At 43.1% G+C, this 22,613-nt stretch carries 21 protein-coding genes; 12 read left to right on the top strand and 9 right to left on the bottom strand.

Translation table 11 applies throughout. The annotated features are described in order from the left end of the window. Nucleotides 1-128 precede the first annotated feature (128 nt). Nucleotides 129-998: a PAS and helix-turn-helix domain-containing protein gene (locus tag CTER_RS03280; protein WP_004623748.1), complete on the bottom strand. Its 870-nt coding sequence runs from the start codon at nt 996-998 to the stop codon at nt 129-131. 216 nt (nt 999-1,214) lie between these two features. On the opposite strand from CTER_RS03280, the gene melA reads away from it, so the two are divergent. After that, nucleotides 1,215-2,636 carry an alpha-galactosidase gene (melA, locus tag CTER_RS03275; protein ID WP_004623685.1) on the top strand — a complete coding sequence of 474 codons (1,422 nt, stop codon included), beginning with the start codon at nt 1,215-1,217 and terminating at the stop codon, nt 2,634-2,636. Nucleotides 2,637-2,679: 43 nt separating this feature from the next. On the opposite strand, the gene CTER_RS03270 is transcribed toward melA, so the two are convergent. After that, nucleotides 2,680-3,429, bottom strand: a complete 750-nt coding sequence (locus CTER_RS03270) for an AraC family transcriptional regulator (protein ID WP_004623735.1) — start codon at nt 3,427-3,429, stop codon at nt 2,680-2,682. 211 nt (nt 3,430-3,640) lie between these two features. On the opposite strand from CTER_RS03270, the gene CTER_RS03265 reads away from it, so the two are divergent. After that, nucleotides 3,641-4,804 (top strand): Gfo/Idh/MocA family protein, encoded by a 1,164-nt coding sequence (locus tag CTER_RS03265; RefSeq protein WP_004623731.1) that lies wholly within the window; start codon nt 3,641-3,643, stop codon nt 4,802-4,804. Nucleotides 4,805-4,860: 56 nt separating this feature from the next. Beyond that, nucleotides 4,861-5,934 carry a Gfo/Idh/MocA family protein gene (locus tag CTER_RS03260; RefSeq protein WP_004623725.1) on the top strand — a complete coding sequence of 358 codons (1,074 nt, stop codon included), beginning with the start codon at nt 4,861-4,863 and terminating at the stop codon, nt 5,932-5,934. 83 nt (nt 5,935-6,017) lie between these two features. Here the strand turns inward: CTER_RS03260 and CTER_RS03255 are convergent, their stop codons facing one another. Then, a complete protein-coding gene (locus CTER_RS03255) occupies nt 6,018-6,611 on the bottom strand; it encodes a TetR/AcrR family transcriptional regulator (protein WP_004623732.1) in 594 nt (197 codons plus the stop codon). A 62-nt stretch (nt 6,612-6,673) separates the two neighbouring features. Continuing rightward, the gene (locus tag CTER_RS03250; RefSeq protein ID WP_004623751.1) at nt 6,674-8,128 is read right to left on the bottom strand and encodes a phytoene desaturase family protein; all 1,455 of its coding nucleotides are present in this window, start codon (nt 8,126-8,128) and stop codon (nt 6,674-6,676) included. Nucleotides 8,129-8,385: 257 nt separating this feature from the next. Here CTER_RS03250 and CTER_RS03245 point away from each other — a divergent pair, with 257 nt between their 5' ends. The 9 genes from CTER_RS03245 to rsmI all read left to right on the top strand — a co-directional run bounded on the left by CTER_RS03245 (nt 8,386) and on the right by rsmI (nt 15,517). Continuing rightward, nucleotides 8,386-9,858: an aminotransferase class I/II-fold pyridoxal phosphate-dependent enzyme gene (locus tag CTER_RS03245; RefSeq protein WP_004623743.1), complete on the top strand. Its 1,473-nt coding sequence runs from the start codon at nt 8,386-8,388 to the stop codon at nt 9,856-9,858. 117 nt (nt 9,859-9,975) lie between these two features. After that, nucleotides 9,976-10,596: a dTMP kinase gene (tmk, locus tag CTER_RS03240; RefSeq protein ID WP_004623764.1), complete on the top strand. Its 621-nt coding sequence runs from the start codon at nt 9,976-9,978 to the stop codon at nt 10,594-10,596. A 15-nt stretch (nt 10,597-10,611) separates the two neighbouring features. Then, entirely contained in the window at nt 10,612-10,950 is a 339-nt protein-coding gene (locus CTER_RS03235; protein ID WP_004623770.1) for a cyclic-di-AMP receptor, read from the top strand. A 52-nt stretch (nt 10,951-11,002) separates the two neighbouring features. Next, complete coding sequence (locus tag CTER_RS03230; RefSeq protein ID WP_004623767.1) at nt 11,003-11,464, top strand: YaaR family protein; 462 nt, start codon at nt 11,003-11,005, stop codon at nt 11,462-11,464. 79 nt (nt 11,465-11,543) lie between these two features. Beyond that, nucleotides 11,544-12,512: a DNA polymerase III subunit delta' gene (gene holB, locus CTER_RS03225; RefSeq protein ID WP_004623747.1), complete on the top strand. Its 969-nt coding sequence runs from the start codon at nt 11,544-11,546 to the stop codon at nt 12,510-12,512. An 18-nt stretch (nt 12,513-12,530) separates the two neighbouring features. Beyond that, the gene (locus tag CTER_RS03220) at nt 12,531-13,406 is read left to right on the top strand and encodes a PSP1 domain-containing protein (protein WP_004623721.1); all 876 of its coding nucleotides are present in this window, start codon (nt 12,531-12,533) and stop codon (nt 13,404-13,406) included. 177 nt (nt 13,407-13,583) lie between these two features. Then, complete coding sequence (locus tag CTER_RS03215) at nt 13,584-13,754, top strand: DUF362 domain-containing protein (RefSeq protein ID WP_004623729.1); 171 nt, start codon at nt 13,584-13,586, stop codon at nt 13,752-13,754. Between the two features lie 104 nt (nt 13,755-13,858). Next, on the top strand, nt 13,859-14,593 hold the full coding sequence (locus tag CTER_RS03210) for a tRNA1(Val) (adenine(37)-N6)-methyltransferase (protein ID WP_004623692.1): 735 nt from the start codon (nt 13,859-13,861) through the stop codon (nt 14,591-14,593). A gap of 78 nt (nt 14,594-14,671) precedes the next feature. Further along, complete coding sequence (gene rsmI / locus CTER_RS03205; RefSeq protein WP_004623758.1) at nt 14,672-15,517, top strand: 16S rRNA (cytidine(1402)-2'-O)-methyltransferase; 846 nt, start codon at nt 14,672-14,674, stop codon at nt 15,515-15,517. 61 nt (nt 15,518-15,578) lie between these two features. Here rsmI and CTER_RS03200 read toward each other — a convergent pair whose 3' ends face one another. From CTER_RS03200 to CTER_RS03180, 5 genes are all read right to left on the bottom strand, one after another. Further along, the gene (locus CTER_RS03200) at nt 15,579-15,818 is read right to left on the bottom strand and encodes an AbrB/MazE/SpoVT family DNA-binding domain-containing protein (protein WP_004623737.1); all 240 of its coding nucleotides are present in this window, start codon (nt 15,816-15,818) and stop codon (nt 15,579-15,581) included. 358 nt (nt 15,819-16,176) lie between these two features. Continuing rightward, on the bottom strand, nt 16,177-18,528 hold the full coding sequence (locus CTER_RS03195) for an AraC family transcriptional regulator (RefSeq protein ID WP_004623763.1): 2,352 nt from the start codon (nt 18,526-18,528) through the stop codon (nt 16,177-16,179). Nucleotides 18,529-18,743: 215 nt separating this feature from the next. Beyond that, entirely contained in the window at nt 18,744-20,312 is a 1,569-nt protein-coding gene (locus tag CTER_RS03190) for an extracellular solute-binding protein (protein ID WP_004623683.1), read from the bottom strand. A 64-nt stretch (nt 20,313-20,376) separates the two neighbouring features. Continuing rightward, the gene (locus tag CTER_RS03185; protein ID WP_004623728.1) at nt 20,377-21,258 is read right to left on the bottom strand and encodes a carbohydrate ABC transporter permease; all 882 of its coding nucleotides are present in this window, start codon (nt 21,256-21,258) and stop codon (nt 20,377-20,379) included. A gap of 13 nt (nt 21,259-21,271) precedes the next feature. Beyond that, a complete protein-coding gene (locus tag CTER_RS03180; protein ID WP_004623741.1) occupies nt 21,272-22,234 on the bottom strand; it encodes an ABC transporter permease in 963 nt (320 codons plus the stop codon). Nucleotides 22,235-22,613: the final 379 nt, after the last annotated feature.

Raw genomic sequence — 22,613 nt, 5'->3', positions numbered from 1 at the left:
AGACTATCCATGCAATAGTATCTCCCTATTGAACAGCGCAGAAAATATAAAATTAAATAAAACGCAAAAAATATGAGCTAGAGCATAATAGCAGCTTTACATTTATTATTCCTATAATGCAGTCCCGATTACAGATGTGTTTCCAGATATACCTGCAGATTGTCCTCACGTTTTAAATTCAATTTTTTTCTGATATTGGCACGATGATAATCAACAGCTTTTTTAGTGATACACAGTCTGTCTGCAATTTCCTTGCTGGGGCAATTTTGTTTAATGAGCGAAGCTACCTGCAATTCTCTGGGTGTTAAGGTGCTTACCTGAGATGGACGTGTTTTTGTCAGCGGGAAAATGATTTCATCAATAATACCGCTTACCATATGGATATCTTCTTCCTTTACTACTTTCTTAAGATAGTTTAGAGATGGCTTTACATACCGTTCGACATTGTTTACAATAATTTTTTCCAACTCGTCCCTGCTGTGTTCACGGTTTTTCAACGTATTTACCAAAATGCTTTTTTGTTCCTCCAGATCGCGGAAGTTGTCCTCGGCAATTTTCCGGAGTGTTATATCCCTTACATACTCAATAATCAAACTGACTTCGTTGTCCTTGTTGAGAAGCGGAACTGCAAAAACCTGCTGCCATCCCAGGTCCTTATTATCCAGCTGGTATTTAACCACTTCCACTTGAGGCTGCTTTGTTTCCAGTGCCTTTATGCAGGGACATACCTCACAGGGAGTATTAATATCATGGAAACGTTGATAGCACTTTTCAGAAGTTGATTCCGATTTATTATGATACCAATGCTTCATTACGGTATTGGCATATTTAATAGTTAAAGTCGAGTCTAAAACGCTGATACCATCCTGAATAATATCAACAATCAATTTAAACAATTCAGAGGAAGAGGATAATGAATATACATCATCAGAAACATAATTGCTGCAAATATCAGGAGTAAATACCCATTCACTATTTGTTGCAGGTTTTACAATCATGAAAGACTACCACCTTTGCATGTTTTATTTGAATAGCAAGTTTTGGAGTAAATGACTTAATCAGGAACCAGTTGTTATGTGTAATGAAAAGTATCAGAACTTTAAGATGTTAGTTTTTTTGATTATATCATAATTTTTATAAAAATGATATAGAAAATTTTTTATAAACAGACTTAATTTCTAATTTAAATTATATTTAAATCGGGAGGATTTTGTATGACAAAAATTGCAATAATAGGCGCGGGAAGTATAGTTTTCTGCAAAACACTTCTAAATGATATTTTTGCCACACCTGCACTTGACGGGGCAGAGATTGCTTTGATGGGACCTACGCTTTTAAAACTTAAAGGAATGGAAGCTTATGCAGGTAAAATCATAGAAAAAAATAAGCTCAAGAGTACGGTGTTTTCCACTACCGACAGAAGGGCGGCATTGGAGAATGCCCAATACGTAATACTTATGTTCCAGATAGGAGGAGTTGAGGCTTTTAAGTATGACTATGAAATCCCTTTAAAATTTGGAGTTGACCAGTGCATCGGAGATTCCCTGGGACCTGGAGGTGTATTCCGGCTATTGAGATCGGCTCCTGTTCTTAATGATATAGGCATTGAGATAGAAGAGTTGTGTCCAGGAGCCTTTGTGCTAAATTATGTTAATCCAATGGGGGCAGTGTGTACCTATATGGGCCGTGGTACACATATAAATTTTGTGGGTCTGTGCCATGGGGTTCAAACAACGCTTGATCTCATCGCCGGGTACACAAACTGCAGTAAGGATGAAATTGATTATTTATGTGCAGGAATTAACCACATGGCGTGGTTTCTTAAACTTGAAAGGAATGGGAAAGACCTTTACCCATTATTTAGGGCAAACATGCAAAAACCGCAATATTATATAAACGAAAAAGTACGTGGTGAAGTCATGCGGCATTGCGGATACTTTATGACCGAATCCACAGGACACCTTTCAGAATATCTGCCATGGTTCAGGAAAAATAAAAGGGTATTGGAGCTATATTGTGATCAGCCGGATTTTGGAGGTGCTTCGGGGGCGTATTACAAATACTGCGAGACCGTGGCCGGGAATTTTAGGAACAATGATCCTTTTGCAATGGAAAGTGGTGAACTGGAACCGCGCAGTAAAGAATACTGTTCGTATATTATTGAGGCATTGGAGACAGGAAAAATATTCAAACTTAACGGCAATGTAATGAATAAAGGTTACATAACTAATCTTCCGCAGGATGCCTGTGTCGAGGTTCCGATATTTGTTGATAAATCAGGTCTCAATCCGGTAGTAATAGGGAATTTGCCTGCCCATCTCGCAGCTATGAACCAGTCAAACATTACAGTACAGTCAATTGCTGTGGAAGCAGCGCTGAAAGGCGACCCGGAAATGGTGTTCTGGGCCATAGCAATGGACCCTCTGACATCATCGGTTTTATCCTTAAAGGAAATCAGGGATATGGTTATTGAAATGTTTAAGGCAGAAGAAAAGTGGCTTCCGCAATTTAAAGGCAAGTTTTTGGAAAAGATCGAAATAATAGAAACATCTGAGGGGACGGAAGCCGTGCCGGTTCCATTGGACCCTGCACTGGCGATTGCGAACAGACTGGAGAAGTTGTCGCTTAAAGGTTAAAAAATTATGGGGTGATTATCCAGGAATTATGCTTTGGTTCTAACTATAAACAACTGCTTCTATACTCGGAAGGGGAAAGCAGCATGAGCCTACGGAAGGTGTTGCTGAAGTAATACACGTCCTTAAAGCCTGTGAGTTCGGCAACTTCGCCTATGTTGTATTCACCTGACTGCAAAAGGATAGCTGCTTTGTTTATCCTCACCTTCATCAGGAAACTGTGTATAGTCATTCCCTCTGACTTCTTGAATAAAGCCCCGCAATAGACCCTGTTGATATTTAATTTGTCTGCCAGGAGGGAAACGGTTATTTCCTCGGTGTAATGTTCAATGATGTAACGTTTAATTGAACGGACATGCCGGTTGCCGTTATTCTCTCCGTTCATAAAGAGCAGTTTGTGCAGGAGGAGAGCAAAAACAGCCTGGCACTTGAGCTGGTAACCTTGGGATTGCTGCAGCCATTCATATTTCAGCTCACGGAAAAGATGGTAAAATTCATTCAGGTCGGTCATGCTGGAAACAGTGGGGATGAGGATTTCTTCCCCGTCCCTCAGCTGGAAGTCGATGGAGACGCATTGCATGCCGGTGGTTGAGGCTGTACGTGTACTGCCACGCTTTATAAATAAAATATCACCTTTTTCAATATGGTATTGAATCCCGTCTATAATGTAGTCTGCGCTGCCTTCAAGCACAAAGACCAGATCATAGAAGGGAATTTTCTGATTAATGATTTTCCAGGAGGGAGTACATTCTTTTTCAACAAAATATATCATTGAAGGAAAAGTGACATTATTCATAGGAACCTCGGTTTTTAGCGAAAGAATATCATCCCTGCCCGGGAATGTCAAGAAGTCTATTACAAAAAATCTTTAATTTTTATAAATAAGTTTAGTTTTCTCTATGGAATTATATGGGCTGAAAATATAAAATGACTATAGCTTGTAACAAGAGGGCAATAAAGAAATATCATAACATTTTGTGGCCGCGCTGCGGCTCATGGAGGTTAATATGATCAGAGTGGCTGTTATTGGAACCGGCAATATATCAAGGCTGCATATAAGCTCCTATCTGGCTTTCCCCGATAGATGCCGGATAGTGGCATTTGCGGACATATATCCCGAAAAGTGCAGGGAAAAAGCCGGAGAATTCGGGCTTGATGTTGAAATCTTTGATTCCCACAAAGAACTGCTTGGGAGAAGTGACATTGATCTGATAAGCATTTGCACGCCGCCTTTCTGCCATGCGGAGATAGCTGTAGAATTTTTGAATGCCGGAAAGCATGTAATTGTTGAGAAGCCCATGGCTGCTTCTCTGGAGGAATGTGACCGTATGCTGGAAGCGGCCGGTAAGAGCGGAAAGGTTTTGGCGGTTGTGGCCCAAAACAGGTTCAAGGATCCCGTTATGAATCTGAAAAGAGTATTGGACAGTGGAAAAATCGGCAGGATAGTGCATGCACAGGTGGACTCCTTCTGGTGGAGGGGACACTGCTATTATGACCTGTGGTGGCGCGGAACCTGGGAAAAGGAAGGGGGAGGCTGTACCCTGAACCATGCCGTACACCATATAGATATGCTGGCATGGATGATGGGCAGGCCTTTGAGTGTTCAGGCACTTCTGAGCAATACCTCCCATGATAATGCAGAGGTCGAGGACATATCAATAGCGGCTTTGCAATATCCCGGCGGTGCAGTGGCCCAAATCACCAGCTCTGTCATACACCACGGTGAGGAACAGCAGGTGATCTTCCAGGGGGAAAGGGCCAGAATCTCGGCTCCGTGGAAGGTAAGTGCAATGGTTTCCAAAAGCAACGGATTCCCTGAGAACAACCCTCAGTTGGAGAAAGAATTGAACGATTATTACAACAGTCTTCCAAAGCTGAAATATATTGATCACAAGGGCGAAATAGACGATGTGCTGACAGCCGTGGAGACGGGAGGACAGCCGCTTATTACAGGCCGGAGCGGGAGCCTCACCATTGAAATCATAACAGCCATTTACAAGTCGGGCTTTGAGAGGAAAACCATAGACCTTCCTATTGCAAAGGATGATCCGTATTACACGGTAAAAGGGATACGGGAAAATGCTATACATTTCCATGAAAAAAAGTCTTCTGTTGTTAATCTGGGCAGCGGTCAGGAAATAACAGTGGGCAGTGACTATAAAAATAAATAAATGGCTGGAAAGCCGGCGGGCAATGACGGCGGGAGCCGGAAAAGGAGATGGTGGCTATGGAAAGAGTGGAAGGAATGAACTATATGCCAAAGGGAAAGCCAAACCCCGTGGTGAAGCCGGGTGAATTCATGTTTGCGGCCGTATGCCTGGATCATGCGCACATAGGCGGCATGTGCAACGGCCTTATAGAAGCAGGCGGAACCTTAAAATGGATTTACGATTCCGATCCCGGAAAGATGGACAGATACGGCAGCTTGTTTCCACAGGCAAGACGTGCAGGAAGTGAGGAAGAGGTATTGTCCGATCCCGAAATAAAACTTGTGGCCGGTGCGGCCGTTACCTCGGAACGCTGTGCTTTAGGGCTGCGTGTTATGGAGGCCGGCAAGGATTACTTTACCGACAAGGCCCCTTTGACAACCCTTGAGCAGCTTGAAGCGGCAAAGGCAAAGGTTAAGGCTACCGGAAGGAAATATGCGGTTTATTACAGTGAGCGCCTGCATGTGGAAGACGCAATATTTGCGGGACAGCTCATAGAACAGGGAGCCATAGGAAAGGTTATCCAGACAATTGGAATGGGCCCTCACAGGTTGAGTGCTCCGGCAAGGCCCGGGTGGTTTTTCCTCAAGGAAAAATACGGAGGTATCCTCTGCGATATCGGGAGCCATCAGATAGAACAGTTCCTTTATTATACAGGGGCAAGGGATGCAGCCGTGGTACGCAGCCAGATAGCAAACTATGCACATCCCGAATATCCCGAGCTGGATGACTTCGGTGACGCGACCCTTGTAGCCGATAACGGTGCTTCGGGGTACTTCCGGGTGGACTGGTTTACTCCCGACGGGCTCTCCACCTGGGGGGATGGAAGGACCTTTATCCTTGGGACGGAAGGCTATATCGAGCTCCGCAAATATGTAAATATAGCAGTAAATAATGGGGGAGGTACGGTTTTCCTGGCCAACCGGAAAGAAGAAAAAGCTTATGACATACGGGGAAAAGTGGGCTACCCTTACTTCGGACAGCTTATCCTCGATTGCATGAACAGGACCGAAAATGCCATGACCCAGGAACATGCCTTTAAGGCGGCCGAACTTTGTGTCAAAGCACAGATGCAAGCTGTCAGGCTAAAGTAAATATAGTGTAAGAGAAAAAGGGGCCGGTGTACGTCAGTGGGGCGTTCACCGGCCTTGATCACTATGTATGAATAATTCATTTTTTATTCGTCGGGTTTCGCCCTCAGGATATCAACTATCCAGCTGCTTTCCGGCATTGGTATCTGAGGGTGGAGAACAACACATTCGGCAATCCCCTGTATGGCACTCCAATAAGCAAGGGCCAGTGCCTCGGGATTTCCCTGTTTTATTTCTCCCAGCTCCTGTCCCTTCAGGATAAAAGGAAGGACGGGCGACATGGGATCAAATTCGGCGACTATTTGTTTTATGTTTTGGGGAACTCCCTCGGAATTCATTGCCTGGGGCATGAGAAGAAACATTTTTGCCGTCATTGAGTCAGTCTTCAGAGCTTTAAAAATTCCTGCCGTGAGTTGTTCGAAGCAGCCCACAGGTGAGCCGCTGCTGTTCTCAAGTACCTGGAGTACAGTCTGGGGCCCTGACATTCCGTATCTTACCAGCTCTTCATAGACACTTTCCTTGGAATCAAAGTAGTTGAAGAACAAGCCCGTGCTTATATTTAATTTTTTAGCTATGTCTCTTATGGTTGTGGCGGCATAACCCCGGCTGATGATCATATCAAGACTGCAATTGAGTATCTGGTTTCTGCGGTCAAGACGCTGCTGTTCTCTTTTGTTCATAAGTACCTCTGTCATTTATTATTTCTAATATTATACCGTGGCTGAGGCCTGGGGGCCATATATTATTTCAGATATTTTGCCGCGGCTCTGGAAGCTTCCTTACCGCTCTCCACTGCCGTACATATCCCTCCGCCCACAGTTGTCCACTGTCCGCAGAGAAAGAGGCCATCAATTCCAGCGATTTTCTTCTTTATGCTGTATTTAAAGGAGGAGGGAGTTGGAGCGAAGCCTTCCCAGGAACCCCTGTACAGATTTGCATACCGGATATATGTGGCGGGAGTGGCTATATCGGTTACTTCCACGGCATCTTTAAATCCGGGGATCCGTTTGTCCAGAGCTGAAATTACTTCCCGGGCCAGTTCCTCCTTCCTTGTGCGGTAGTTTTCAGGGTTTTCCCGGCGCAAAGCCTGCCAGTATTCAAGTGTTGACTCCAGTACCACCATGACACTGCTACAGTTCTCGGGGGCGGAGGACGGGTCGAATTCAAAGGAGCGGATATTTAAGTAGTGGGAAACTTTCTCGGAATCAATTTTGATTCCCTCCGGGCACTCAAAGTTATGTGAAAATGGCAGATTGAATTTTTTATTAAGTCCGAAGGACGCCACAGTTATGGGAGGAAACAGCTCGGCCGACTCAAGCAGGGGGTCCAGCTGCTTGTGGGCAAACCTGCCGCCCAGCATGTTCTTGAGGACATCATACATATCACAGGCCGCCACTATGGCGTCTGCCTGGTAAAGCCGGCCCCCGGATTCCAGAGCTGCGGCCTTTCCGTCTTCCAATACGATTTTATCCACTTTGGACGAAAAATGAATGTTGCCGCCCAATTCCCTGTAGTATCCTTCCATCCTGTTTATAACGTCATGGGCGCCTCCCAGAGGATAACCCGCATTACCGCACATGCGGGTACCCAGCATCATTATCAGGCCGAAAAAGGAATACTGGGGAGGCATCAGATAATATAAAATTGACTTCAATGTGGAATTTTTCAGGGCTTCCACATAGTCCCGCATATGTATTCCCACATATTTTCTTGCCAGATTCAAAAAGCCCCGGCTGTTTTTCAGAATATCCAGCAGTTCCAGAAACCCTGTGGGTCTCCCGGCTGGCATATTGGTGGTTATCATAGTCTCTATCTCGGCACAAAGGGCCTCGATTTTGGCACTGTCTTCCGGGGAGACTGATATCAAAAAGTTCTTAAAGGGTTTCAAGGTCATTGGAATTTCATAGGTTATTCCGTCAAATTCGGTTTTGATACTTCGGGCATTGTAGATTACTGTGTCTTCCTCCAGTGCGTGTACTTCGCGGTATAAATTATAAAACGGAGTACCGGCCTTTGTTCCAACCATCCAGTGAATGCAGCCGTCAAACCTGTAGCCCCGGCGTTCCCAGGCTATGCACATGCCGCCGGCCTGCCCGGATATTTCAAAGATCTCGGTCTGGATTCCCTGTTTTTGCAAATAGATTCCTGTACTTATGCCCGCCAGGCCGGCACCGATAATCAAAACTTTTTTACTCATAAAACCCTCCTTGAACGTTATTTACAGACTATTGGAAATTATAATTTTTATTACATGACATTTTAATTAATATTGAACAAAAGTTCATTGAACATTTGTTCAATATTATAGTATGACTAATACTAATAATTGTCAATAGGGATTGTTGACACCTCCCTGCTTATGGTCAATAATGTAATTGGGCTTTAATAAAGCCAATGAAGCCAGTGGTTTGAACGCTGTAATAAAAACTATAATGGATATTAATATAAAAGCAGGTGATAAAAATTAAAGCCTATAACACTCCAATATACAATTATCTGCGCAAGTACGCGGAAGAGAATATAAATATTTTTCATATGCCGGGACACAAGCTGGGCAGGGGAGTTCCGGGACAGCTTGCGCAGGACCTGCTGCAGCTGGACGTCACCGAGGTGGAGGGCACAGATAATCTCCACTATCCCGAAGGCATTATAAAGGAGGCTCAGGAGAAGGCTGCAAAGGCATTTGGTGCAGATAAGACCTTCTTTCTTGTGAACGGGTCTACCTGCGGGGTGCAGGCGGCTGTGATGAGTGTCTGCGCCCGGGGTCAAAAAATCATTGTGGGAAGGGACTCCCATAGAGCTGTAGCGTCAGGCCTTATCCTTTCGGGGGCAGAACCTGTTTTTGTCCGGCCGGGGTTTAATGAGGAATTCGCCCTGTCTGCCGAAATAAAACCGGAAAGCGTGGAGAATGCGCTGCGCGCCAATCCGGATGCCACCGCCGTGCTCATAACCAGGCCCAACTATTACGGCATATGCAGCGATATTGAAAAAATATGCAGCCTGGTGCATTCATATGGAAAGATATTGATAGTGGATGAGGCACACGGCGCACATCTGGCCTTCAGTGACAGGCTGCCTCCTCCGGCGCTGGAGCACGGCGCAGATATATGTATTCAAAGCGCGCATAAAACTTTGCCGGCAGTTACACAGGGGGCATACCTCCATGTGAAGGGAAACAGGGTTGATATGGACAGACTAGCACTCAATTTGGCCATGCTTCAGACCTCAAGCCCTTCATATATCATAATGGCCTACCTCGATATAGCCAGGGAACTGATGGAGCGGGAGGGCAGGACAAAGCTGGAGGAACTGCTGGATATCAACAGCTGGTTTGGGAGGGAAATAGAAAAAACCGGTGTATACAAGGTTTTGCCGGCCGCAAAAATGGGTATAAAAGCTATACAGGATCCCACCAGACTTGTAATAAATCTTAAGGCTCTTGGGATAAGCGGCTACCTTGCTGAGAAGCTTTTAAGGGAAAAGTACCGGACGCAGATAGAGATGGCCGACTATGAAAATTTGGTAATAATCACTACGGTGGCTGACACAAGGGAGAGCATGACAGAGCTGCTGAAGGCATTAAAAGCTTTAGCCGGTGACGAATTCCGGCCCGGCCGGGAGTATAAGGCCGAGAAACTGCGCAGTATATTAAAGGGAATGGGAACGGGAGAAGAGGACGGGAGTTTAAAGCTGCTTCCCTGGCAGGCCTTTTATTCAAAAAGGGAGGAAATTTCACTGATGGAAAGCGCGGGAAGGATAAGTGCTGATATCATAACTCCATATCCTCCGGGAATCCCTCTCCTGTACCCCGGGGAAATAATAACCGGTGCCTGCATACAATATATTGCCGGTATAATTGCCGCCGGAGGCAAGGTAAACGGAATTACCGGCAATGACGGTATCCGGGTAATAGAAGAGGATAAATGATAACTTACCGTTTTTGCCTAAAAAAATATTAAAGAGATTAAATGATGTTATGTTATAATAAAGTATATTAAAAAATGATTTATTACAAAGGATAATGGCTTGAAAGGATGCAGGCGAATGAACAAAGGCTTATTTATTACTTTTGAAGGTACTGACGGATCGGGAAAGACGACACAGATAAAATTACTTGAGGAGTATATGCAGGGAAAGGGCTATGAGGTGGTTTTATCCCGTGAACCCGGCGGAACCAGAATAAGTGAAATAATACGTGATCTGGTATTGGATCCCCGGAACAAGGAGATTGTCCCTTTGACCGAAATGATTCTGTATGCCGCATCGAGAGCGCAGCACGTGGCAGAAGTCATAGAGCCGGCAGTTGAAAAGGGCAAGATTGTCATTTGTGACAGATATGTGGATTCAAGCTATGCATACCAGGGCGGAGGAAGAGGCATGGATCTGAAAATCATAGCGGATGTGAACAGGATTGCCGTTAATGGAACAGTGCCGGACATAACTTTTTTTCTGGATATAGACCCTGAAATATCAGTAAGACGGAGGATAAATTCCACCGGGGCCGACAGGATCGAGCAGGAAAAACTGGACTTCCACAGACGCGTATATGACGGCTATAAGAAGCTGTCCATTCTGTATCCCGAAAGAATAAAGACAATTGATGCTGCAAAATCCATTGAGGAGATTTCCTCTCAAGTAAGAGATTATATTGATGAATTATTTTAAAAAGGAGGCTTTGCTATGAAACTGGTATTTGCAATTGTTCATGATGAGGATGGCCACAAGGTTATGGAAGAACTGAACAAAAACGGTTTCGGAGTCACAAAAATGTGCTCTTCCGGAGGTTTCCTCAAGGCGGGAAACACAACACTTTTAGTGGGTGTTGAAGAAGAAAAACTGGACGAAGTAATAGCCATAATTGAAAAGAAATCAAAGAGCAGGAAACAGGTTATAAATACCCCTGCAACACCGGGAGGCATGAACGGAATGAACGGAATGTACATGCCGTACCCTGTTGAAGTGACTGTCGGCGGAGCTACAGTATTTGTTGTGGATGTTGAAAGATTCCACAAAGCGTAGTCGTACAGCATGACAATTAATTCTGAAGCTGTGAAAATAGTCAGGATAGGATGTGTTTGCCATTAAGATACAGGATACAACCAAAAATCCTTCAGGTATCAACGCAATCCCTGGAAGGGATGAAAGAACCATAAGAAATGAAAGAGATACTGCTTTTTCGGCCTCTCTAAAAAAGATGGAATTTAAGAATTATGAGGAGAGAATAAAGGTTCTGGCTGACAAGATCCAGAGTCAGGGTAAAAAGCTTGAGAAAAAAGCCGATATTCGTGATCTGAAGATCTACAAGCAGCTTATTTCCGAATTTCTGGATGAAGCGGTTTCCCATTCGCACAGCTTCACAAAAAAGAGTTTTTTGGACAGACGCGGCAGGCATAGGGTATATGCCTTAATAAAAAAGATCAATGAAGAACTTATTGAGCTTACAAATGAGGTGCTGAAATCAGAACAGGACAATCTGAGCATATTGAAGAAACTCGACGATATCAGAGGTCTGATATTGGACCTGCTGTTATGACGGAGAGTATTGAAAATACTTTTTGAAGAGCCCGGGGGATCAATTCAATTGACCCTGCACATGGGACATGGAGGTTAAAGTGTTAGGTCACCGGAAGATACTGGCCAGCTTACAGGAGATAATTAAAAATGACAATGTAGGTCATGCTTATATATTTGAGGGACCTGACGGAATCGGCAGAAGAGAAACGGCGCTGTCCTTTGCGGCAATGCTGATGTGCGAAAGAGAGCAGGCTCCCTGCGGCGAATGCAAATCCTGCAGGCTCTTTGCAGAAGGTTCAAATCCTGATTTTCAGGAGATTTATTCGGCAGATAAAAGTATAAGCGTTGACGACATAAGAAATGTATTAAGGGGGCTGGTCATCAGACCCCTTTATTCCAGATATAAAATAATAATAATCAATGATGCCGACAGTATGACTGTACAGGCTCAGAATGCGCTTTTAAAGTCCCTGGAGGAACCGCCCCCCTATGTGGTTTTCATATTGACGGTGCAGTCGGGGGCGGCGGTAACACCTACGGTAAAGTCCAGATGTCAGAGAATTTTATTTGAAAAACTCCGGGATGAGGAAATAATGCAGATACTTGAAGAAAGGTATGGCCGGAGGAAACCGGAATGGGACTTTATTGTTTCCTATTCCGACGGCGTGGTAGGTACCGCTCTTGAGCTTGTTGAATCCCCCGGGTACCTGGAGACAAGGGATGAAGTGATCCGGGCTGCAGACCAACTGCTTAAGCCGGGAGACAGTGATGTGTTTAAAATATATGAGCTGTTTGAAAAAAATAATGACAGAACAGAATTTATGTTAAGAATAATGCTTCTGTTTTTTAGGGACATAATAATATATAATCAGACCTCAAACTATAACATATTGATTAATTCCGATAAAAAAGATATGATTATTGAGAACGCCGGTGCAAAACTCTCGGCCATGCTGAAATGCATTAATGCGGTCTGGAGTGCCAAAAGGAGCCTGGAGTACAATGCCAACTTTCAACTGGCGATTGAAGTTATGCTTATGAAAATCAAAGATTCTTATGTTTATTGATAGAAAGGAAATTTTTTGATGGTAAAAGTTGTAGGTGTCAGATTTAAAACTGCCGGGAAAATTTACTATTTCGATCCCGGAGAACTGATTATAGATTTAAACAGGAATGTAATAGTTGAAACAGCGAGAGGAATCGAATTCGGACTTGTTGTAGTGCCAAACAGGGAAGTTGAAGAGTCGGAAATTGTGGCTCCCCTCAAAAAGGTCATACGGATAGCCACTGATGAAGATATAGCTCATGCTGCCGAGAACGATAAAAAGGAAAAAGAGGCATACGATATATGCCTGCAAAAAATAAATGACCACAAGCTGGATATGAAGCTCATAGACGTAGAATATACCTTTGACAACAATAAAGTGCTGTTTTATTTCACAGCCGACGGAAGAGTGGATTTCAGAGAGCTGGTCAAGGATCTGGCCGCAGTATTCAAGACAAGAATAGAACTGAGGCAGATAGGTGTACGCGATGAATCGAAGATGATGGGCGGAATAGGTATCTGCGGGAGAGTGCTCTGCTGTAACTCCTTCCTTGGTGAATTCCAGCCGGTATCAATAAAGATGGCAAAGGAACAGTCGCTTTCCCTTAATCCCACAAAGATTTCAGGCACCTGCGGAAGACTTATGTGCTGCCTGAAATACGAGCAGGAAGCCTATGAGGATTTGCTGGACAGGGTGCCCAAGGTGGGTGCAATAGTTGAAACTCCCGAAGGACAGGGAACTGTGGTTGAAGTGAATCTGCTCAAGGAAATTTTGAAGATAAAGCTGGACATTGGCAAGGAAACGGAGCTGAGGGTTTACAATTACAAGGAAGGCGAAGTAAAGCTGATCAAGAATGCTGCTGCCAACGATGACCTGGATATAGACCTGGAAGTCTTGAAACAGCTTGAGGACTAGTTTTCAGTGAAATCCGAAATGCGTAAAAATACCATTGGTTAAGGGGATTTTGCTTAAATTTAAAGTTTAAAAAATTTTATAATTTAATTTGTCATTTGACAAAAATGATGGTAAAATAAGAGCGAAAAACATATTTCAAATGCTTGTTTTTCCTTAATTATTAGGAGGTGTTTTTAAATGGCATATTTTATTACTGAATCATGCATCAGCTGTGGAGCATGCGAATCAGAATGTCCGGTATCATGCATAGCTGCTGGTGATAGCGTATATGTAATAGACGCTGATGCTTGCATCGAATGCGGCGCTTGTGCAAATGTATGTCCTGTTGATGCTCCTCAACAGCAATAGTTTTAGGGTAATGAGGGTCAGATAAAGGCGGAAGTGCCTTTATTTGGCCCTTTTTTCGGCGTATAGGAATTTTGATAAACTTTTTTATAAGGAAATAATATTGCATGGTGGAGCTAAAGGAAAATGAACGTATAGATGATTTACAGCTGAACGGGCTAAGGCTGATACAAAACCCCCGTTCTTTTTGTTTTGGGGTGGATGCCGTTTTGCTGTCCGATTTTGCGGATGTAAAAAAGGGTCATAAGGTTCTTGATATAGGGACCGGAACGGGTATAATACCCGTTCTGCTGTCAGGTAAAACAAAAGCCGGGTCAATAGTGGGACTGGAGATACAGGCCGAAATGGCTGAAATGGCTTCCCGGAGTATAAGACTCAATGGACTTGAGGATAGAGTAAGCATAGTAAACGGAGATATAAAAGAATACAGACGGTATTTTGGCAAAGCCTGCTTTGACGTGGTTGTTTCAAACCCTCCGTATACCAATAAGGGCTGCGGTCTTGTGAACCCCCATGACAACAAGGCCATTTCAAGACACGAAATACTGTGCACCCTTGAGGATGTAGTAGGGGCCGCGGCTGATCTGCTGGCACCGGGAGGACAGCTTGCCATGGTGCACAGGCCTGAAAGGCTTGCTGATATCATATGCTGTATGAGAGATTGCGGTGTGGAACCCAAGTATCTGAGGATGGTGCACCCCAGGCCCTTTAAGAAACCAACCATGATTCTGATCAAGGGCAGCAGGGGAGGAAATCCTGAACTCAAGGTAATGGACCCGTTGTATGTATATAATGAAGATGGAACCTACTCTGAGGAAATAAACAGAATTTACGGCAGATAGGTAATTACAAACAAATTATATTTAAAACAAAAATCTGGCCGCCGGGCGGCTTAACCATAACATGGCTTAGGAGGCAAAATGAAAAAAGGAACTCTGTATCTTGTTGCAACACCGATAGGCAATCTTCAGGATATAACCCTAAGGGCAATAAACACTCTGAAGGAGGTAGAGCTCATAGCTGCCGAGGACACCAGGCAAACCATAAAGCTGCTCAACCACTTCGAGATCAAAAAGCCTATGGTGAGTTACTATGAGCACAACAAGATAGTAAAAGGGAATTACCTGATTGAGCAGCTGCAGCAGGGAAAGGATATCGCACTTGTTTCTGATGCCGGAACTCCGGGGATATCGGACCCCGGAGAGGATCTGGTCAGGCTTTGCATAGAAAATGAGATAACGGTTACCATGATACCCGGCCCGGTGGCGGCGGTAACAGGGATGGTTATATCGGGACTGCCTACGGGAAGGTTTGTTTTTGAAGGCTTTTTGCCCATGAATAAGAGGACCAGGCAGGAGAGGCTGAAACAGCTGAAGGATGAAACCAGGACCATAATTTTCTACGAGGCCCCTCATAAGCTGCCCTATACCCTAAAGGATATGTATAATGCCTGGGGAGAAAGAAGAATAGCTCTTGCCAGGGAACTTACCAAGCGGTATGAAGAAGTGATACGGTGCAATTTGTCCGAGGCGGCCGAAAGATATCAGGTTGAAACACCGAAGGGAGAGTTTGTGGTTGTCATTGAAGGGCAGGACCAGGAGGTGCTTCAGGAGCTGGAAAGAGACAAGTATTCCGATATCAGTATAGAGGAGCATGTTGAAAGGTATGTGAAAGAAGGACTCCCCAAAAAGGAAGCTGTCAAAAGGGCGGCAGAGGACAGGGGCTTGAATAAAAGGGATGTCTATAATCTTGTAATGAAGAAATAATTGCACGCACAAAAAAAAGAGCCTTTCAGGCTCTTTTTCGTGTAAGTATTTTTGTAATTAATTATTTCTTTAATTCTTTCATACAGTCAGGACAGATGTTCTTACCTTTGTAAACTTGAACGTCTTTGGCATTTCCGCAGAAAATACAGGCTGGCTCGTATTTCTTTAATATGATAGTAGATTCATCAACGTAGATTTCCAAAGCATCCTTTTCGGCAATATCAAAAGTTCTGCGCAATTCAATAGGGAGAACAACCCTTCCCAATTCGTCAACTTTTCTTACAATTCCTGTAGATTTCATAATAATGACCTCCTCATTAATACACTTCATATTTCGACAAACTTCGTTATTATAATACCATAAATTCCAATAAACGTCAACGATCATTTTGTAAAAAATTAAAAAAATTTTAAAGTTATACAATTTCAAAAACAGTGATGAACAGAGGGTTTGGAGGAATAACCCTGCTAAAAGCACTTATATTACATTTTTATGAACATTTTATTAATAAAATAAAATTACAAAGCTTGAAAAATAATACTGGGAATTTAACAGCAAAAACCGAAAAAATTCGACAATTGTTCGACAAAAAGTGCACAGAATTTTCGACATAAAAACAGGCGTTCAATGGCCAGCTGCCTGCTTTTTAACGACTATTTTACAAATTATTGGTATTCATATTCCGGTACTGGGATGTGGTTATTCCATATTTTAATTTAAAGGTTGTATAAAAATAGTTTTTGTTTTCCCAGCCTATTTCATCCAGTATCCCTGTTATGCTCATCCTGCTGTTGTCCATATACTCCACAGCTTTTTGAAGTCTTACCTCGGTAAGATAGTCTGCAAAAGATTTGGAATAGGCTTCTCTGAACATTTTTCCAAGGTAATCCCTGGAGATATGAAGTCTGTTGGCAACCGCATCCTGGCAGAGACATTTGTCCATATATTCAGTCTCAATAATGTATTTTACTTTTTCAACCATGCTGCTCTTTTTCTTAAAACGCTTGTTTTCAATGGTATCGGTGATTGCCCTGAAGAGATTAACCACTCTTTCGTTTATTTCGTTCAGGGTTTCAAGTGTGATAATTTCACTTATATAGCGGTTTGAATCAAAGGTGATCTTCTCATATCCCCTGGCCTCCAGATCGTTGAATTTTTTGATAATAAGATAGGAGAGGTACAGGACATAGGAGTTTATTGTTTCATAGGAATAATCGGTTATGTATTCAATTATCCTTCCATAGGCTTCGGTTGAATCTCCCAGCTTGCCGTTGTTCAAAGCTTCATCCAGCTTTTGTTCAAGGTGAATGGGATGTTCGAAGGCATTGGATTTGAGCCTGAAAATAACCTCAGGCAGCAACAGGCATTTATACCCGTAAACCAGCCTGTACCTGGAGAGCAGCAGCGTGAACCTGCAGCTCTCCGGTAAATCCGCCAGATTGACCGGTTCAATATGCAGGGCGGCCGACAAACTGATATTGAGGTTTGAATGGCACCAGTCCTGAATCTCCCTGACAATTTCAAGTACATTTGATTTGCGCGTATCGGGCTCTGAATTGTCCGCCTCCATTAAAAGCATGATATTTTTATCATCCAGCTCAAAACATTCATTTCCAAAATACTTCTGGGCAAGCTCACCCGCCACGTTGCAGATGGCAAATCTGAACAGTTTCTGATCCTCTACCGTCAGATTCTGGGAGAAGGAGGCATAGTGATCAATGCTGAAATTGCAAAGCAGAAAATTACCGCCCGTATTAAGATTTATTTTGTACTTCCCGAATACCTCTTCGGCTTCAGCCCTGTCTACCGACTCATCGACCAGAAGTCCTCTGAGAAAGTCTGTTCTTTTAATAATGTAATTCTCATAGCTGACCGACTGCATATTTCTGGTTTTTTCAAGGGTCTCTGTAAAAATGTCGGTCAGGAAATCAAGTTCATTCTTGGTCTTTTCCATTTTCACATCGGAAAGCTGCTGAACCTTTCCAAGCATACTGTTAATTGGATGATACAAATACTTTGAGAGGAAATAGGACATTAGAAAGCCGAATACAAGTATTGCAACACAAAGTATATACAGATTTGTTTTCATTTTGTTGATATCTTTGAAAATCTGATCGTAGGGTGTTATATTGACAAATTTCCAATCCAGTACATCGGAAGCGACATAAGTGACAACTACTTTCCTGCCGTCAGCCGTGTCGATAAAGCAGCCATTTTTAGCTTTGCTGTTTAGGATTTTGCTGACGTAGGTCTTGGCTTTTAAATCACTGAAGGCCGTGCCGGGATTGGAGCTTGCAATAACATAGCCCGAACTGTTTATGATGACCGTATCGCCGCCGGTCAAGGCCCCCTTTGTGTTCAGGGTGTTGATCAAACCGTCCAGATACTGTGAACTCAAATTGATTATTATGGCACTCAGGATCTCCTTGCCGTCAAGGGAGTAGTCAGCCATAATATAGGTAAGTACATTCATATATGTTTTGTCGGGGCTGTTGTCAAAATCCACCGGTATTTTACGTAACAGCGGAGTTGATGTGAAGATTTCCCCGCCGGGGATTTTGTTGTTTTTGATTGTATCTACGATATCAGAATCGATAAAGTCGTCGGAGGAGCTGTAAAAGCGCCACCAGGTGGAATAAAAGGTGTTGATTTCCCTGTTGTATATGTAGATTGAATGTACATTGCTGGACTGGATAGCCAGAGCTTCAAGGCCCGTTATTACCTGATAGGCATCTTCCGAACTGGTGTATCTGCCGTATCTCAATACCGAATAGTCGGTATTCGAATAGATATATGCAGCAGTGTTTCTGGCAGTATCATCAAGGTAGGTGGCGCTGTAGCTTATTTCGGATAATATGTTTTTATTAGCTTCATACTGCATTTTCAGTCCAACATTTTCAAAGTTAAAATAAAATACAAAGGATAAGGTTAATATTATTACTAAAACAAGAATGGTTATATACAAAAACATTTTTTTATAAAAAGAATGCTTATATATCCTAAGATTCATGATTCTACCTCAATAAACGCCTATAAGCTGGAAAATAAGAAATAAACTCTCATTATTAGTTAATTATATAGCATTGAAGGGCAAGCTTCAATCTATTTATCAATCACCCTCCGGAATTGTAAAAACTAATAAATAGAGATGGTACCGGCATAAACTGCAAGTACCATCTCTATTGAATGGATACTAAATGAATACTGCTAAAATGAAAAGTAATCCTACTTGGCTTTCCACTCACTTATCTGCTTCTGCATTTCCTTCTGTACATCTTCAAGACCGGCTTTCTTCAGTCTTTCCTGATAGGCGGGGAACTTGGCGAGGTCCATATTGCCTGTATTCCATATGCTCTTATATTCGTTGAAAATAGCTGTCAATTGGGCTATCTGGGTTTTAACGGGGCTGTTGTCAAAGGTGAATCCGTTTATAGGTGAAACTACACAGTTGTCTGTTGCCTTTTTCTGCGCTTCAACCAGTGCAGGCCTTTCAGGCAGGTTGCTGTAAAGCATCCAGGGATCTCCGAACATCCATTCCATGTTGGTCCTGTAGCCATTGGTCTCATCTGTTACACCGTCCGGATTCTTGATGATTTTTATAATTGGGTCCTTATCATCAACAACCACATAGTGCTTGCCTTCAATACCAAAGCCCAGCAGGTTGAGCAATTTAGGATCGGTATTGCACTGCTCAAGCAGCATAACCGCCCTCTCGGGATTTTTTGAAGTACTGCTTACCGCAACACAGCTCTGGGTAATATTTGTTGTGTTAAGGAGGGGCTTGGAGCCGAGAGGAACAGCCACCATATCAAATTTGAATTTCTTTTCATAGTCTTCCAGCCAGCCGGGGACATAGCCGCCGATTTCTGCGGCATATTTCTTGGTCATCATTTCAGGGTCGTCGTCCTTGATGGAAACAGCATCCTTCCTTATGTAGCCCTTCTGGTTCCATTGGCGGAGGAGTTCACGGTCATGTATGCTTTCAGGCTGATCATCGGTATTTACAACTGTGCAGCTCTGGTCGTCAAACTTGACGCCCAATGACGGAACACTTACGTCAGGCTGGTCGAACCAGTAGTTGAACAGACCCACCGTTCCGTTCCCGCCGGCCATGCACAGAGGAGTTATACCCTTTTCATTAGCCAGTATCTGGTCAAAGAATGGTTCAAGGTCTTCATATTTTTTAAGGGAATTTACATCAAGTTTGTATTTATCCACAAGATCCTGCCTCAGGTATACGGCACCCTGCGCACCAAAGCCACTCATATTGTAAGGAATGCCGTAGAGCTTTCCATTGACCTTGCAGGCATCAAGGTATTTTGCATATTTCTCTTTAACCTTGGGAGCATATTGATCTATCAGACCGGTAATGTCGGCCCAGGCACCCTTGCCGGCATTCTGAATAAAGTTAACCTGCCAGTTGGCAGTAAAACATAGGTCAAATTCATCCCCTGTTGCTATCATTACGTTCATTTTCTGCTCGTATGCACCCCAGTCGAGATAGTTTATTTTTACTCTGCAGTTCAGGCTGTCCTTCAAATAATCGGCAACCGCGTCTTCGACCAGTGCCGTATCTTTTTCGGGAGTTCCTACGATATACCAGGAAAGCGTCACAGGCTCCAAAACAGGTTTTGAAGTATCGGCAGCACTGCCGGAGGCGGTCTCTGTCGCCGAAGCGGCCGAACCGGAAGCGGTATTTGAAGCCGAACGGCCAGAGTCTCCGCAGCCTGCGAATAATGATACCGAAAGTGCCAGACCAAGAGCAAGACTTATTACCTTTTTCGCCTTGTACATTTAAATGTACCTCCTCTAAATAATATATTTTTATATAATAACTGAATAAAATCAGTTAATAAACCTAACCTTTGACAGCTCCGACGGTCAGTCCCGACACAAAATACTTCTGGACAAACATGAATGCAAAAATAATGGGGCCTATTGCCAGGACTGCCATCGCCATACGGGCGTTCTCTCCCGGGAGGGCGGCTGTGGATATTTGCCCCTGCAGAGGACTTAAGCGCATGGCGTTAAGATTTTGCATTATAAGGTAAAGCATATATTGAAGGGGGTTCAGATTGGCGTTGTCAATATACAGTAATGCCAGCCACCAGTCATTCCAGTACTGCAATACAATAAAGAGACCTACCGTTGCCATAGCAGGCAGTGACAGGGGGAGTATGATCTTGAATAAAACATTTATTTCACTTGCCCCTTCAATTTTGGCACTTTCCACCAGTGAGAAAGGTATTTCTGAGAAATAAGTTCTCAGCAGCAGGACGTAAAAGGGAATGATCAAATAAGGAAGTATGAGGGCGAAAATGTTGTCCTTCAGGTTCAGTACCTGGGCTACAATTATGTAGCTGGGTACAAGTCCTCCGTTAAACAGCATGGTAAAGAACAAATACAGGGAGATTTTACCTCTGTGGGGAAAGTCCTTTCTTGACAATACATATGCCAAACAGGAAGATATGACCAGACTTACTACGGTGCCGATCAGAGTCACTACGATTGTGACTCCGTAAGCCCTTGCAATTTGTGTGGGATCAGCCATTATATACTTGTAGGCCAATAGTGTGAAATCTCTTGGAAATATGGAATATCCGTTTTCGATAATCATCTGTTCTTCGGTAAATGAGGAAGAGACGACTATTAGAAATGGAATGAGGCAACATACGGAAAATACGGATAAAAATATATTAATAAAAATTTTTGGTATTACACTGCCTTCTCTGCTTTTCATGGATACCCTCCTATCAGAATAATGCTCGTTCAGGATTTATTTTTCTTACGAACAGGTTGCTTGCCAATACCAGCAGGAAGCCTACAAATGCCTGATAAAACCCGGCTGCCGAGGCCATTCCAACATCTCCTGAAAATTTCAGAGCTCTGAAAACATATGTATCTATGACGTTGGTTGTGCTGTACAGACCGCCGTTATCAAGAGTTACATTGTAGAACAGGCCGAAATCGGCAAAGAAAATACGTCCTATTGACATTAAGGTAAGTGTTATGATCAGCGGAGACAAAAGCGGAAGGGTTATCCTTGTGACCTGCTGAAACTTGCTTGCCCCATCGATGGTAGCAGCCTCATAAAGCTCTCCGTCAATACCCATAATTCCGGCCAGATATATGACGCTTCCGTAGCCCACGCCCTTCCAGAGGTTCACTATGGTAAGGATGGCAGGCCACAGCTGGGGCTCATTGTACCATTGTACCGGCTCCATACCGAAGGAGGACAGTATTGAATTGATCATACCCATATCATAGCTCAGCAGAGAATAAACGAAGTATGAAACAATGACCCAGGAAATAAAATAGGGAAGAAACATGGCAGACTGATAAAATTTAACCAGCCATTTATTATTTACTTCGTTGACCAGGAGTGCTATCAGGATTCCTCCGACGGTTCCGGTCAAAATAAACAAACTGTTTAAAAATAATGTATTATATGTAATGTTCCAGGCATCCCGGGTAGAAAAAAGATATTTGAAGTTGTCAAAGCCCACCCATTTGCTTCCCAGAATTCCATCGGCAATTTTATAATCTTTGAAGGCCAGGATTACACCAAACATGGGGAGATAGTTGAAAACAAAAACGATGGCGATTCCCGGAAGGGCCATCAACCACAGCCATTTGTGGGTATTTAAATCCTTCAGGAATTTATTGCGGGATCTGAACGGTTCTCTGTTTTGCTTAAGATATAATTGGGACTCCACGATTTCTGCTCCTTTTCAGTTGGATTTTTCTGTGACTGTTTTATACCAAAAATTAATCTCGTGTTCATGACGGTAGATCACAGCATAATTGTAATTAAGAATTGAAAAATTTTGAAGTTTAAATTTAAGAAGTGTCTTTATTTTTCAGTAAAATCCATATCTAAAATTCAGAAGTTTGAGGTCAGGCAATACATCTATATTTTGAATAAACCATGTGGGATGTGCTGATAGAGTGGTATTACAGGTATAACCTGACGCGTTTGTGTCAGTTGATTATCTCAATTTTGTAAGTGAAAATTGTTTTTGATTATACAGGTACTTCCGTACTAACTTCATAGCATCCTATTTCATGAAGTTGTACTCGCGTACCTGTATAATC

It is taken from the genome of Ruminiclostridium cellobioparum subsp. termitidis CT1112, assembly GCF_000350485.1.
In the GTDB taxonomy this organism is placed as follows: domain Bacteria; phylum Bacillota; class Clostridia; order Acetivibrionales; family DSM-1351; genus Ruminiclostridium; species Ruminiclostridium termitidis.
Note: the sequence above shows the minus strand (reverse complement) of the source record. Positions and strands in the feature narration are given on the sequence as shown.